We start from the raw sequence: 14,014 nt of genomic DNA on the forward strand, positions 1-14,014 counted from the left end.
CCCTCCGATCGCCGCTACCCTTCAGACCGCCGTCAGACGACTTTCGTCAGCGCCCGTCATACTTCCCCTGGCCGCGGAACCGCCCGGGCCGGGAAGGGCCTATAGCCTATTCCTTTCCGTGCATTAGTCGAATACACATGAAGCAGCTCTTGTCCCGTACCGCCCTCGTTGTCCTGCTTGGCGTCAGCGCAACGCCCCTCTTCGCCAAGCCCAACGCGCCGGTAGGCGCCGAGAAACTGCAACCCGATCGCGACCAGGTCATCGCCAGCCTCAACATCGTCGAGTTGCTCAAGCGGCACCACTACAGCAAGCCGCCGCTCAACGATGCCCAGTCGATCAAGATCTACGACAGCTATCTGAAGATGCTTGATCCCGGCCGGTTGTATTTCAATGCCGCCGACATTCGCGAATTCGACGCCTCGCGCACCCGCTTCGACGACTACCTCAAGCAGGGTAACCTCGAACCGGGCTTCGCCATCTACCGGCGTTATGCCCAGCGTATGACCGAGCGGCTGAACTACGGCCTGGGTCTGCTCAACGCCGGCATCGGCAAGCTCGACTTCACCGTCGACGAATCCTTCAACACCAATCGCGAGAAGGCGGCCTGGCCGGCGGACACCGCTGCGCTGGACGATCTCTGGCACCGCAAGCTCAAGGACGAGGTCCTGCGCCTGCGCCTGTCCGGCAAGACCGACCAGCAGATCCAGCAGCAGCTGACCAAGAGATACAAGAATCAACTGGCACGGCTCAACCAGACCCGCAGCGAAGACGTCTTCCAGACCTACATCAACGCCTTCGCCGAGTCCTACGACCCGCACACCCAGTATCTCTCCCCGGAAAGCGCGGAAAATTTCGACATCAACATGAGCCTGTCGCTGGAAGGCATCGGCGCAGTGTTGCAGAACGACAACGACTACGTGCAGATCCTGCGCCTGGTACCGGCCGGCCCGGCCGACAAGTCCAAGCAGATCGCCCCGGCGGACAAGATCGTCGGCGTCGCCCAGGGCGACGGCGAGATGGTCGACGTCATCGGCTGGCGGCTGGACGAGGTGGTCAAGCTGATCCGCGGACCCAAGGGCTCCAAGGTCCGCCTGGAGGTCATCCCGGCGAGCAATGCGCCAAACGACCAGAAGACCAAGATCGTCACCATCACCCGCGAAGCGGTCAAGCTCGAAGAGCAGGCGGCGCAGAAGCACGTGATCGACGTGCCCCACGAGGGCAAGCACTACAAGCTCGGCGTGATCGACGTACCGGCCTTCTATCTGGACTTCAAGGCCTATCGCGCCGGCGACCCGAACTACAAGAGCACCACGCGTGACGTGAAGAAGCTCATCGGCGAGCTGCAGAAGGAAAAGGTCGATGGCATCGTCCTGGACCTGCGCAACAACGGCGGCGGCTCGCTGCAGGAAGCCACCGAACTGACCGGGCTGTTCATCGACCAGGGTCCCACCGTGCTGGTGCGCAATGGCGACGGCAAGGTCGAGGTGCTGGCCGACGACGAAGGCGGCGCCTTCTACAAGGGCCCGCTGACCGTGCTGGTCAATCGCCTGTCCGCCTCGGCCTCGGAGATCTTCGCCGGCGCCATGCAGGACTATCACCGGGCGCTGATCGTCGGCGGCCAGACCTTCGGCAAGGGCACCGTCCAGACCATCCAGCCGCTCAACCATGGCGAGCTGAAGCTGACCATCGCCAAGTTCTACCGCGTCTCCGGCCAGAGCACCCAGCACCAGGGTGTACTGCCGGACATCGACTATCCGGCGGTGGTGGACACCAAGCAGATCGGCGAGAGCGCCCTGCCCGACTCCATGCCCTGGGACACCATCGCCCCGGCGGTGACCGGTCTGAGCAATCCCTTCGCCAACTACCTGCCGGAACTGGTCAAGCGCCATGACGTGCGGGTGCAGAAGGATCCCGACTTCATCTTTGCCCGCGAGCGCCTGAAGCTGGCCCAGGAACTGGCGGCGGATACCACCGTCAGCCTCGACGAGAAGAAGCGCCGCGCCGAGCAGACCGCCCTGGACGAGCGCCAGCTGGCCATGGAAAACCAGCGTCGCAAGGGCAAGGGCGAAGCCCCGCTCAAGGAGCTGAAGAAGATCGACGAGGACAACCCGGCGATCGACGACGACAAGACCAAGCCGCAGGACGACGCCTATCTCATGGAGTCCGGCCATGTGCTGCTGGACTACCTGGACCTGAGCCAGACGCCGCCCAAGCGCTGACATCAAAACGTCACATCTCTGTCGTGAAATGCCCGGGGGTCGCCACCTGCGACCCCCGGGCATTTTCGTTTCCGGGTTCCTGCAGGCTTATCATGACGCTTAACGACCAGGCTGGGGTGTTGGATCGCATTCTCGCCAACCGCGAGTTGCATTCGCTCTTTCAACCCATAGTGTCCTTGAGCGAGCGACGCATCCTCGGCTACGAGGCCCTCATTCGCGGCGCCTCGAATACCCCGCTGCAATCCCCCCTGCCCCTCTATGCCACCGCCCGCCAGGCCGGTCGCCTGTCCGAACTGGAAATCGCCGCACGCCAGCAGTCCTGCCAGACCTTTCGCGAGCTGGCGCTGGATGGCCTGCTGTTTCTCAACGTCTGTCCGGAAACCCTGCTGGAACCGGCGCACCAGTCGGGCCAGACCCTCAAACTGCTGCAGCGCCTGGGTCTTTCCCCGGCGCAGGTGGTGATCGAGCTCACCGAGCAGGCGCCCATCGATGACTTCGCGCTGCTAGCCACCGCCCTGCACCACTACCGCGCCATGGGCTTTTCCATCGCCCTCGACGACCTGGGCGCCGGCTATTCCAGTCTCCGGCGCTGGTCGGAATTGCGCCCGGACTTCGTCAAGATCGATCGTCACTTCATCGAGTCCATCCACCGCGATGCGGTGAAGCGCGAATTCGTCGGCTCCATCCTGAAGATGGCCGAAGCCTCGCGCGCCCAGGTGATCGCCGAAGGCATCGAGACCCACGAAGAGCTCTCGACCCTGGCAAGCATGGGCGTGGATCTGGTCCAGGGCTATCTGCTGGGTCGACCGACCGCCGCCCCACCGCGCGAGATCCAGACCCTGCTGCCGGTGATGGAGGTCCGCAGTTCCGAGCTTGCCGAAGAATCGACCACCGTTGCCAGTCTCCGGGTCGAGCAGGTCGCGGTCGGCCAGGACATGCTCATTCCCGAAGTGCTGGAGCGTTTCCGCCTGCAGCCGAGCCTAAACACCCTGGCGGTGGTGGACGAAGACGATCGCCCGGTGGGTATCGTCCACCATCACGAACTGAGTTCGGCGCTGCTCAAGCCCTTCGCCCACGAGGTGTTCGCGCGCAAGCCCATCGCCCGACTGATGAGCCAGGACTTCCTGGCGACCGAATCCGGCCAGTCACTGCAGCAGGTCAGCCGCCTGCTCACCGCCCGGGCACGCCAGCGCATCGAAGAGGATTTCATCATCACCGAAGGCGGTCGCTATGTCGGCGTCGGACGGGTGATGGACGTGCTGCGCCTGATCACCGAACAGCGCATCCAGCAGGCCAAGCATGCCAACCCCCTCACCCAGCTGCCCGGTAACGTGCCCATCCAGCAGTGCCTGACCCGGCTGCTGGATCAGCAGCGCGAAGCCGTGGTGTGCTACGTCGACATCGACGGCTTCAAGCCCTTCAACGACCTCTATGGCTACGCCAAGGGCGACGAGGTCTTGCTCTGCCTGGCGCAGACCCTGTCCGAGCGCCTGGATCCACAGCAGGACTTCGTCGGCCACATCGGCGGTGACGACTTCCTGGTGGTGCTGGGGTCGGCGGACTGGCGGCGGCGCCTCAATGGCCTGATGGCGGCCTTCCAGGAGCGCTGCCGACATTTCTATCGCAGCGAGCACCTGGAGGCCGGCTGTTTCCTGGCCTACGACAGGGACGGCCGCCGGCGCGAGTATCCGCTGCTGTCGCTGTCCCTGGGGGTGGTGGAACTGGACCGAGAGGCCGGCCAGCGGGTGGATGCCAGCGGAGTGGCGGCGCTGGCCTCGGAGGCCAAGCGCAATGCCAAAAGGGTGCCCGGCTACAGCCTGCACCTGATGCGGGCCTGACGCCTATTCCTGGCGATGGTCGGGATAGCGGTGATCGAACACCCGGGTCACTTCGGCCGCATGCCAGCTGATGGCGTCGGTGACGGGCGGCGAACCTTCCAGGGCGCCCAGGCGCAGGGCACAGTCGAAGAAACCTTCACGGGGGATGCGCGTACCGCTCTGGCTGACCACCAGCGCACTGCGCAGCGGCCGACCCTCGCGCCGATCGAGGGCGGCCAGATACTCTAGCGCCGTGGTCAGGGTGACCATCGCCGGCTGGGGCAGCCCCAGCCGTTCGATCACCGAGCGGTAGGTCAGGAGACTGCGGCTGCGCCGCGCGCTCTCCAGTTCATCCAGCAAGGCCAGCCAGTGCTGGCGACTGATGCGTACGCTCAAATCCCTCAATCCCGCAACTGATCGAGGGCGACGCCGGGCGCCGGCCGCTCGTGCTTGTCGGGCAGGGCCGCCAGGGCCGCCTGCTGGCTCGCGGTGCGGTTGGCGCGCCAGGCCCGAAAGCCGTCCAGCTCATCGCTGCAGGCCTTGCCGACCCAGGCCAGCACGGCGAGGTCGTCGAACAGACCGAACATGGGCACCCAGTCGGGAATGAGATCGATGGGCAGCAGGAAGTAGACCAGACCGCCGGCGACGGTCAGCAGCGTCTTGCGACTCACGCCGCGGTATTCGCCTCGCCACCAGGCCAGCAACAGCTGATGGAACAGACTCAGGGTGTCGCGGGCCTCGCCCAGCTTGAGGCCGCGCTTGCTGGTCTTGCGCGCTACGCCGAGCAACAACGCGGGCAGGCGGCCACGGATCAGCAGGCGCTGGGCGATACCAAGGTAGCGATCAAAATTCTTCGGCGGCTTCATGGACACCTCGAGCAGGAGAGAGCATTGGCCAGAGACCCGTAAACCACAGGTCTTTGCGCCCTTGCTTGGATCGCACCGCTGCGGCAGGGTTTCCCGCCGTCCAATGTAAAACGCCCTGCTAGGCAGGGCGTTCGGTACAAAGAGTGCGGCTTACTTCTTGGCCGGAGCCTTTTCGGCAGCGGCCGGCGCCTCGGCAGCCGGAGCGGCCGGAGCGTCTTCGGCGTCCGCGGCAGCGGCGTCCTTGATGCCGAGCAGTTCCAGGTCGAACACCAGCACGGAATTGGCCGGGATCGCCGGGCTCGGGCTCTGGGCGCCGTAGGCCAGCTCGGAGGGGATGTACAGCTTGATCTTCTCGCCGACGTGCATCAGTTGCAGCGCCTCGACCCAACCCGGAATCACGCCGTTGACCGGCAGGTCGATCGGGGTGCCACGCTTGATGGAGCTGTCGAACACGGTGCCGTCGACCAGCTTGCCCTCGTAGTGCACGGTGACCACGTCGGTGGGCTTGGGCTGCGGGCCATCGGCCTTCTTGACCACTTCATACTGCAGACCGGAAGCGGTGGTGATCACGCCAGGCTTCTTGCCGTTCTCTTCGAGAAACTTCTTGCCGGCCTTGGCGTTGTCTTCGCTGACCTTGGTCATCTTCTCTTCGGCGCGCTTCTGCAGGGCGGCGAAGGCTTCGGTCAGCTGCTGATCGGTCAGCTTCTGGTCCTTCTTGCCAACGGCGTCCTCGATACCCAGGGCGACGGCCTTGGGATCCAGGTCGTCGATGCCTTCCTGGGCCAGGCTCTTGCCCATGTTCAGGCCGATGCCGTAGGACGCCTTCTGGGCCGGGCTTTCCAGCTCGACCTTGGGCTTGGAGTCGCAGCCGCTCAGAACCAGACCCACCAGGGCCACCGCTGCTGCCAACCGATACTGTTTCATGTTGATTCCTTATCCGTGCGCATTGTGCGCGTTCAAATAACTGATCGAGCTTACAAGGAGACCTGCTCGCTTGCCATCGCCAGGCCTCTAAATGGCTGCAAAGGATAAGATTTCAAGCTTATGTCTGCCTGAACATCGCGTGAACGAGCGGCGGGCTATCCCTGCGACGTCTTGTCCGGGACGCCCGGGCAGTGGCGACCGACGCGAGTCCAGGCGCTAAACTAGCGCCTTCTTCAGAGCCTGCCAGAGACCTCCATGTTCGAGCCCAACGATCTGAATCGCCCACCTCTCGACCTCGCCCGCGAATCGCGCAAGGCCGGTGGCTACGGCCTGCTGTACTCGGTGCTGCTGGCGATCGGCATCCTGCTCTATCACCACTGGGTGCCCAGCGCCTTCCCCGGCAGCCTGCTGCAGATGTCCCTGGCACTGCCCATCATCCTGTTCGCCGGCAGCGCCGTGTACTACCTCACCATGGTGCGCAAGTGCGAGCGTCTGCAGCGCGAGGAAGACGAGAAGGCTGGCAAGGGCAAGGCCAAGCGCCGCTAGCCGCGCTGAACGTCGCCGCCCCCGCCCGGTCGATTGCAGACCACGACCGGCGCTGGAGGCGCGATGCTGACCATCACCGATCTGCACAAGAGTTATCCGACGCCCCAGGGCCCGCTGCCGGTCCTGCGCGGCGTGGACCTCAGCCTGGCGCGGGGCGCGAGTCTGGCGCTCATGGGCGAATCCGGCAGTGGCAAGAGCACCCTGCTGCACCTGGTCGCCGGCCTCGACCGGCCTGACCGAGGCCACATCCAGGCCGCCGGCCAGGCACTCGACAGTCTCAACGAACGGGCCCTGGCCGCCTGGCGCCGCGAGGGCATCGGGCTGATCTTCCAGCAATTCAATCTGATCGCCAGCCTCACGGTGGCCGACAATCTCGCCTTCCAGGCGCGCCTGGCCGGGCGCCATGATCCGCGCTGGCAAGCCGAGCTGGCCGAGCGCCTGGGGCTGACCGCCCTGCTGGAGCGCTATCCGGAACAGCTTTCCGGCGGCCAGCAGCAGCGCGTGGCCCTGGGACGCGCCCTCGCCTCCCGGCCGCCCCTGCTGCTCGCCGACGAACCCACCGGCAATCTCGACGAAGCCAGTGGCGACCAGGCCCTGGCCCTGCTGCTGGAACTGGTCGCCGAGACCGGAAGCAGCCTGCTGATGGTGACCCACAGCGCGCGCATCGCCAGCCATCTGGATCGCACCCTGCAACTGGAACGCGGACGTCTCGGCGGCGCAGCCATGGGCCAACCATGAGACTGCTCTACTGGAGTCTGCACAGCCTGGCCAGCCATTGGCGGCGGCATCCGCTGCAACTGGCCGGCCTAGTCGCCGGGCTGTGGCTGGCGACCGCGCTGCTGATCGGGGTGCTGGCGCTCAATGCCCAGGCCCGCCAGAGCTATGCCCAGGCCAGCGCCCTCTTCGGTGCCGACCAGTCGAGTCTGGAAGCCCGGGACGGCAAACGCTTTCCCCAGGCGCTGTTCGTCGAATTGCGTCGTCAGGGCTGGCCGGTGTCGCCCGTCCTGCAGGGCCGCCTGACCCTGGCCGAGCGCGAGGGCGCCCTGCCGCTGCTGGGCATCGAGCCGGTCACCCTGCCCAGTGACCGGGGGGTGGCGGCCAGCGCTTCGCCCGAGGCCCTGTTCGACTTTCTCGGTCCGACTGGCACCACCTGGATCGCGCCGGAAACGCTGCGCGAATGGCGGCTCCAGGCCGGTGAAGTGCTGCACCGCGCCGATGGCCTGGCGCTACCACCGCTCCAGCCGCGCCCCGGCCTGGCGCCTGGCACCCTGGTCATGGACATCGGTCAGGCCCAGCGGGTGCTGGACGCACCGGACCAGCTTTCCCGGCTGATCCTGCCAAAGACCTTTCAGCGCGCCCTGCCCACCCTGGACGGGGTCGACCTGCAACGGCTGGAGAACGACCAGGGCGCCGAACTGGACCGCCTGACCGACAGCTTCCACCTCAATCTGCTGGCGCTCGGCCTGCTGGCCTTCGCCGTCGGCCTGTTCATCGTCCACGCCGCGACGGGCCTGGCGCTGGAGCAGCGCCGCGCCCTGCTGCGCACCCTGCGCGCCTGTGGTCTGTCGGCCGCGACCCTGGTGCTGGCGCTGACCCTGGAACTGGCACTGATCGCCCTGGTAGCGGGCGCCCTGGGAGTTGCCAGCGGCTATCTGCTGGCGGCGCTGCTGCTGCCCGACGTGGCGGCCAGTCTGCGTGGCCTCTATGGCGCCGAGATCGCCGGCAGCCTGACCCTAAGCCCGGCCTGGTGGCTGGCCGGCCTCGGCCTCAGCCTGGGCGGTGCCCTGCTGGCAGGTGCCGACGGCCTCTGGCGCGCCGCGCGGCTGCCGCTGCTGGCGCTGGCCCAGGGCGAGGCCTGGCGCGCCGCCCATGGCCGCTGGCTCCAGCGCCAGGCCCTGGGCGCCCTGCTGGTGGGGCTGGCGGCGCTGGGGCTGTGGCTGGGTGGCAACAGCCTGGCCAGCGGCCTGGCCCTGCTCGGTTGCCTGCTGCTGGCGGCGGCCCTGGCATTGCCGCCGCTGCTGAGCGCCCTGCTGGATCTGCTCCTCAAGCAGGCCCGGCGCCCGCTTTCACGCTGGTTACTGGCCGACGCCCGCCAGCAGCTGCCCGGGCTGTCCCAGGCGCTGATGGCGCTGCTGCTGGCGCTGGCGGCCAATGTTGGCGCGGGCAGCATGACCGAAGGCTTCCGCCGCACCTTCGATGGCTGGCTCGACCAGCGCCTGGCCGCCGAGCTCTATCTGCGCCCGCAGGATGCTACCCAGGCCGCGGCCCTGCTCGCCTGGCTACCCCAGCAATCCAGCGTCCGCGCGGTGCTCCCGGTGTACGAACTAGAGACCAGGATTGAAGGCCAGCCGTCCACCCTGAGCGGGGTGCTGGACGCTGACCTCTATCGCCAGCACTGGCCGCTGCTCGATGCCGGTGGCGACGCCTGGACGCCCTTCTTCGCCGGAGAGGGCGTGATGCTCAGCGAGCAACTGGCGCGCCGCCTCGGGGTGGCCAAAGGGCAGCGGGTGGAGCTGCAGGGCAGCCAGGGGCGCTGGTCCGCGACGGTGCTCGCCACCTACGCCGACTATGGCAATCCGCGTGGCCATCTGCTGTTGTCCCAGGCGCGCCTGCGGGCGCTATGGCCGGATGCCGCCCTGGTGCGCATCGTCATCCGCATGGCGCCGGCGCAGGTAGAGGCCCTTCGCGGCAAGCTGCAACAGCGCTTCGGGCTGGACACCAGTCATTCCATCGACCAGGGGCAGTTGCGGCGCTATGCCGACCAGGTCTTCGAGCGCACCTTCAGCGCCACCGCGGCGCTCAACGCCCTGACCCTGGCGGTGGCCGGTCTCGCCCTGTTCATCGCCCTGCTCGGCCAGGCGCAGCGGCGTCTCGGTCAGCTCGCGCCGCTCTGGGCGCTGGGCATCGAACGACCTCGGCTGATCCTGCTGAGCCTGGGCCAGTTGCTGGGGCTCGCCCTCCTCACCCTGGCCCTGGCCATGCCGCTGGGTATCCTGCTGGCCTGGTGCCTGGTGGCGGTGGTGAACGTCCAGGCCTTTGGCTGGCGACTGCCGCTGCAGGTCTTTCCAGGTCAGTTGCTGGCGCTTTCCGCCATTGCCCTGCTGGCTACCCTGGTGGCGGCCGCCTGGCCGCTGCTGCGGCTGCAACGCAGTCAACCGCTGGATCTGCTGCGAGAACTCGGCAATGAACGCTAGGGCCCTGCTGGTCGCACTCCTGCTGCTTAACGGTTGCGACCAGCAACCGGCTTCCGAAGGCTTCGCCGGCCTTGGCCAGGGCAGCGAGAATTTCGCCCCCGTCGTGCCCGGCAAGGTCTTCAGCTTTCCCGCCGATCACGGTGCTCATCCGGATTTCCGCATCGAATGGTGGTACGTCACCGCCAATCTCAGCGATGCCGAGGGTCATCACTACGGCGTGCAGTGGACGCTGTTCCGCAATGCCCTGCGGCCCGGCGCCGACCAGCCTGGCTGGAGCAATGGCAACCTCTGGCTGGGCCACGCCGGCCTTACCACCGAGACCCGCCAGTTCTCTGCCCAGACCCAGGGTCGCGGTGGTATCGGCCAGGCCGGCGTGACGGCCGCGCCCTTCGCCGCCTGGATCGACGACTGGCGCCTCGCGGGCGACCTGGCCGGTCGAGCGCAGGTCCAGGCACGAGGCCCGGGCTTCGCCTATCAGCTGGAGCTCGCCGCCACCGGACCGCTGGTGCTCCAGGGCGAAGGCGGGGTCAGCCGCAAATCGGCCAGCGGCCAGGCGTCCTACTACTACAGCCAGCCCTTCTTCCAGGCCCAGGGCGAATTGGAGATCGAAGGAAGGCGCGTGCCGGTCAAGGGCCTGGCCTGGCTGGATCGCGAATGGAGCAGCCAGCACCTGGCCGCGGACCAGCTGGGCTGGGACTGGTTTTCCCTGCACCTGGACGACGGTCGCCAGCTGATGCTCTATCGCCTGCGCCAGGCCGACGGCCAGCACTATCTGTTCGGCAACCTGATCGCTGCCGATGGCCACAACCAGCCGCTGCATCCCGGCGATATCCGCCTGGCGCCAGAGTCCACCCACAGGGTCGCCGGCCGCGAGGTGCCGGTACGCTGGTCCATCACCCTGCCGGGGCAGCAGCTCGATCTGCATATCGCGGCAGTCAACCCCGATGCCTGGATGGCCCTGGGCACGCCCTACTGGGAAGGTCCGGTCAGGGTGGAGGGCAGCGCCAGGGGGATGGGCTACCTGGAAATGACGGGGTACTGACAAGAGCGGAGAGACACCTCCCGGACGCATCTCACTCAGGAACTCCCGGCCCCGCTCCCGCCTCGAATCCTTACCTACTCCTGCCGCTGCGCAGGGCTCGTTAGCGTGATAACCGAGGTGTGTCGATGAATGTCAAAGAGCTGAATCAGCAGGTCAAGGCCGGCGCGGTCAAGGAAGTCAATCTGGTGTCCATGGAAGGCGGCTCCTACGTCATCCATGCGCTGGTGGAAGGCACCTCGGTCCCCGTCGCCGATGACAAGGGCGCCACCCTGCACGTGGCCTCGGTGGAAGAAGCCCGGCGCATCCTCGATGACGTCAAGGACGTGCGCCTGTTCATCGCCCAGCCGGCGGTCTATGAAGAGATGGTCGGCCAGCCGGTGAGCCAGACCGATTCGCGCGAAGAGATCCCGCTGCGGTCGAAGGTCGAGAATCGCTGATCCACCTCGCCCCCGCCGTCGCCGGCAACCGGCGGCGACACCTCCGTGCCCCGGACGCCTCGCGCAGGCGTCACCCTCGAGCGATAGGTCGCCACAGCGCAACCACCCGGGATTGATTGTTATATTATAACAGTCACCTATCAGCCCGAGGATTCCGTCATGTCGATCGCCGCTCCTGCCCGCTCCAACGAAGAGATCGCCTGCCTGGCCGGAGCCAAGGCCGCGCTGTACACCTGGGCCGCGACCGTTGCCACCCGCGACGTGGAGGCCATCCTTGCGCTCTATGCGCCGGACGCCATCCTGGTGCCGACCCTGTCTAACGAGGTGCGCGACAGCGAGGAAAGCCGCCGCGAGTACTTCCGCAACTTCCTCGCCAACGACGGGCTGGTGTGCGACGTCCAGATCTTCAAGAAAAGGGTCAGCAGCAAGCTCGGCACCGTGGTGGTCGGCGGGCTCTATGTCTTCCACTATCGGGAAGGCGAGCAGGCCATCAGCGTGCCCGCGCGCTTCCTCTTCACCTTCGAGCAGATCGACGGCCGCTGGCTGATCACCGGCCACCACTCCTCCCGAGAAGCCTGAGCTAGAGCGGTTGCATTTTGTAAAACTGCAATCCTTGCCGAATGTGCGCGAGTTCGAAATCCTGTTCTGGTGACCCGGGCCCCTCTGACGGCGTGTGCCGCCATGTCGAGTCATAGTCTTGAAACTTGACTAAGGAGGGGCTCATGAACGCCCTGCATGCATTCTTCTTCGCCGACTTCCTCGGCACCGCCACCTGGATGTGGCTGACCTTCTTCGCCGTCGTCATCGCCCTGCTGGCCTTCGACCTGGGTGTGCTCCACAAGGAGAACAAGCCCATCGAGGTCAAGGAAAGCCTGCTGCTGTCCGCCGGCTACATCAGTGCGGGTCTGCTGTTCGCCCTCTTCGTCTGGCAGCTCAAGGGCGCCGACGCCAGCCTCGACTACGTCACCGGCTTCCTGATCGAGAAGTCGCTGTCCATGGACAACGTCTTCCTGATGGCGGTGATCTTCGGCTTCTTCGCCATCCCCCGCGAGTACCAGCACCGGGTGCTGTTCTGGGGCATCCTCGGGGTGATCGTGCTGCGCGCCATCATGATCGGCCTGGGCGCGGCCCTCATCCACCAGTTCGACTGGATCCTCTATATCTTCGGCGCCTTCCTGGTGATCACCGGGGTCAAGATGCTGTTCGCCAAGGTGGATGAAGAGCCCAACCTAGACGACAACGTCTTCATCAAATTCCTGCGCAAGAAAATGCGGGTGACCGATGAGCTGCATGGCGATCATTTCTTCGTGCGCCAGCCCGATGCCAGTGGCAAGGCGGTGCTCTGGGCGACCCCGATGTTCCTGGCGCTAGTCGTGATCGAGTGCGCCGACCTGGTGTTCGCGGTGGACAGCGTGCCGGCGATCTTCGCCATCACCCAGGACCCCTTCATCGTCTACACCTCCAACGTCTTCGCCATCCTGGGCCTGCGCGCGCTGTACTTCGCCCTGGCGGCGATGATTCATCGCTTCGCCTACCTCAAGTACGCCCTGGCGCTGGTGCTGGTGTTCATCGGCTGCAAGATCTTCCTGGTGGGCATCATCGGCAAGATTCCGCCGGCGATCTCCCTGAGCGTGACCCTGGGCCTGCTGGCCGGTGGCGTGCTGGTCTCGCTGTACAAGACCCGCGGCGAAGCCAAGCACAGCGCCGCCGGTCATGAACCGCGCGATTCGCTGAAGCGGCCTTCGTGACAAGGAGCGGACGAACATGAGCACCAAAACCATCCTCGGACTCGCCGGCATCCTGCTGCTGCTCGGCCTCGGCGGCTGCGACAGCGCCGAGAAGGCGGCGGACAGCTTCGCCACCAAGGTGGAAGAAGCCGCCCGCGAACAGGCCCGGGAAACCCTGGGCGGAACTCTCGACGAGCTGAACAGGAAGGTCGACGAGGCCCAGCAGCAGAGCCGCGCCTGGCTCGATCAGCACCGGCCGAAGCAGGAAAAGGAAGAGACCGCACCGCCCAGGGCCAACCGGTCGGTGGAAGGGGTGGAGACCTGAGAGAGGGATTGCCCTGGCGGCAATCCCGAAATCACGACAGACCTCATCGTCTCTTGATCGCGGCCATGGCGGTCCGCCGATGCGACCGCTCCTACGGCCAACCTGGATGGTTGGAGCTTTGTCCCAATCGCACAACATGGTCGACGCCCTGAAGCGAGATCGGTAGGAGCGGCCCATGGCCGCGATTGTCCCCAACGCAGCTTCATAGCGCCGTAGCGCGGAAAACGGCGTAGCCTTTTCCACTGGGGCTTAGTGGAAGGACACCCTCACCCCAACCCTCTGCCGAGAGGAGAGGGAGCTATCCGAGCGGGCATTCATCTCCATTGGCACCGGCAAGCCTGCGATCCGCCGTCATTGCCCAGTCCATGGGAGCGGACCAAGGCCACGACGGAGATAGGACATTACCTCTGCCCTACGCTAATACACCGCCAGAATCTCCTGCCGGTGCACCTTGCCTTCCACGGTCACCGCCACCTCGTCGCCCTCCTCCCGCCCGAGCAATGCCTGACCGAGGGGCGCGCGCGGGGAGATCACCAGCACCTCCTGACCATCCAGCCTGACCTTGAGTCCCGCCGCATCCGGGCCGAGGAACAGCCAGCGGCTGGCCGTGGCGGTAGTGAGTTCGATCAGGGCGCCGACGCGGACACCGTCGCTCATGGTCATGGGAGTCAGCGCGCGGTAGGCGGCCAGGGCTAGCTCGATCTCGTGCAGACGGCGGCGTTGGCCATCGGCCAGGTAGGCCGCTTCCAGACCGCGGGTGTCGTACTTGTTCTCGGCCTTGCTTTCACTGTGGGTGGCCGCTTCATGGCTGGCCGCCAATTGCTGGCTGATGACCTCGCGGTCGGCTTCCAGCGCCTGGAGAATGAGGGTGAGCAGTCGAGCTTTGTCCATGAAACTGTCGCCGAGGCAAAGGGTGC

At 66.1% G+C, this 14,014-nt stretch carries 14 protein-coding genes; 10 read left to right on the forward strand and 4 right to left on the reverse strand.

Annotated features, from left to right (window positions below):
- Window positions 1-137: 137 nt before the first annotated feature.
- A complete protein-coding gene (locus ACZ5R1_RS13935) occupies window positions 138-2,219 on the forward strand; it encodes a carboxy terminal-processing peptidase (protein WP_007162163.1) in 2,082 nt (693 codons plus the stop codon).
- Window positions 2,220-2,311: 92 nt separating this feature from the next.
- On the forward strand, window positions 2,312-4,057 hold the full coding sequence (locus tag ACZ5R1_RS13940) for a bifunctional diguanylate cyclase/phosphodiesterase (protein ID WP_027597661.1): 1,746 nt from the start codon (window positions 2,312-2,314) through the stop codon (window positions 4,055-4,057).
- Between the two features lie 3 nt (window positions 4,058-4,060).
- On the opposite strand, the gene ACZ5R1_RS13945 is transcribed toward ACZ5R1_RS13940, so the two are convergent.
- From ACZ5R1_RS13945 to ACZ5R1_RS13955, 3 genes are all read right to left on the reverse strand, one after another.
- The gene (locus ACZ5R1_RS13945; protein WP_007162161.1) at window positions 4,061-4,432 is read right to left on the reverse strand and encodes a hypothetical protein; all 372 of its coding nucleotides are present in this window, start codon (window positions 4,430-4,432) and stop codon (window positions 4,061-4,063) included.
- A 5-nt stretch (window positions 4,433-4,437) separates the two neighbouring features.
- Window positions 4,438-4,902: a YkvA family protein gene (locus ACZ5R1_RS13950; RefSeq protein ID WP_007162160.1), complete on the reverse strand. Its 465-nt coding sequence runs from the start codon at window positions 4,900-4,902 to the stop codon at window positions 4,438-4,440.
- Window positions 4,903-5,052: 150 nt separating this feature from the next.
- Complete coding sequence (locus tag ACZ5R1_RS13955; protein WP_007162159.1) at window positions 5,053-5,826, reverse strand: FKBP-type peptidyl-prolyl cis-trans isomerase; 774 nt, start codon at window positions 5,824-5,826, stop codon at window positions 5,053-5,055.
- A gap of 255 nt (window positions 5,827-6,081) precedes the next feature.
- Between ACZ5R1_RS13955 and ACZ5R1_RS13960 the strand changes: the two genes are divergently transcribed.
- The 8 genes from ACZ5R1_RS13960 (at window position 6,082) to ACZ5R1_RS13995 (ending at window position 13,097) form a co-directional block, all read left to right on the forward strand.
- Window positions 6,082-6,372, forward strand: a complete 291-nt coding sequence (locus ACZ5R1_RS13960) for a hypothetical protein (RefSeq protein ID WP_042137805.1) — start codon at window positions 6,082-6,084, stop codon at window positions 6,370-6,372.
- 63 nt (window positions 6,373-6,435) lie between these two features.
- The gene (locus tag ACZ5R1_RS13965) at window positions 6,436-7,110 is read left to right on the forward strand and encodes an ABC transporter ATP-binding protein (protein WP_058790809.1); all 675 of its coding nucleotides are present in this window, start codon (window positions 6,436-6,438) and stop codon (window positions 7,108-7,110) included.
- The gene (locus ACZ5R1_RS13970) at window positions 7,107-9,566 is read left to right on the forward strand and encodes an FtsX-like permease family protein (RefSeq protein ID WP_464712413.1); all 2,460 of its coding nucleotides are present in this window, start codon (window positions 7,107-7,109) and stop codon (window positions 9,564-9,566) included. The genes ACZ5R1_RS13965 and ACZ5R1_RS13970 overlap by 4 nt, the downstream gene beginning before the upstream one ends.
- Window positions 9,556-10,608 (forward strand): lipocalin-like domain-containing protein, encoded by a 1,053-nt coding sequence (locus ACZ5R1_RS13975; protein WP_464712414.1) that lies wholly within the window; start codon window positions 9,556-9,558, stop codon window positions 10,606-10,608. Before ACZ5R1_RS13970 ends, ACZ5R1_RS13975 begins: the two co-directional genes overlap by 11 nt.
- Window positions 10,609-10,733: 125 nt before the next feature.
- Complete coding sequence (locus ACZ5R1_RS13980) at window positions 10,734-11,045, forward strand: DUF6482 family protein (protein WP_027601267.1); 312 nt, start codon at window positions 10,734-10,736, stop codon at window positions 11,043-11,045.
- 159 nt (window positions 11,046-11,204) lie between these two features.
- The gene (locus ACZ5R1_RS13985) at window positions 11,205-11,624 is read left to right on the forward strand and encodes an SgcJ/EcaC family oxidoreductase (protein WP_284671539.1); all 420 of its coding nucleotides are present in this window, start codon (window positions 11,205-11,207) and stop codon (window positions 11,622-11,624) included.
- Between the two features lie 143 nt (window positions 11,625-11,767).
- Window positions 11,768-12,793 carry a TerC family protein gene (locus ACZ5R1_RS13990; protein WP_115946813.1) on the forward strand — a complete coding sequence of 342 codons (1,026 nt, stop codon included), beginning with the start codon at window positions 11,768-11,770 and terminating at the stop codon, window positions 12,791-12,793.
- A gap of 16 nt (window positions 12,794-12,809) precedes the next feature.
- Window positions 12,810-13,097, forward strand: a complete 288-nt coding sequence (locus tag ACZ5R1_RS13995) for a hypothetical protein (RefSeq protein ID WP_044341337.1) — start codon at window positions 12,810-12,812, stop codon at window positions 13,095-13,097.
- 417 nt (window positions 13,098-13,514) lie between these two features.
- Here the strand turns inward: ACZ5R1_RS13995 and ACZ5R1_RS14000 are convergent, their stop codons facing one another.
- A complete protein-coding gene (locus tag ACZ5R1_RS14000) occupies window positions 13,515-13,988 on the reverse strand; it encodes a GreA/GreB family elongation factor (protein WP_042137814.1) in 474 nt (157 codons plus the stop codon).
- Window positions 13,989-14,014 lie beyond the last annotated feature (26 nt).

Source organism: Pseudomonas sp. Pso3 (assembly GCF_055393275.1).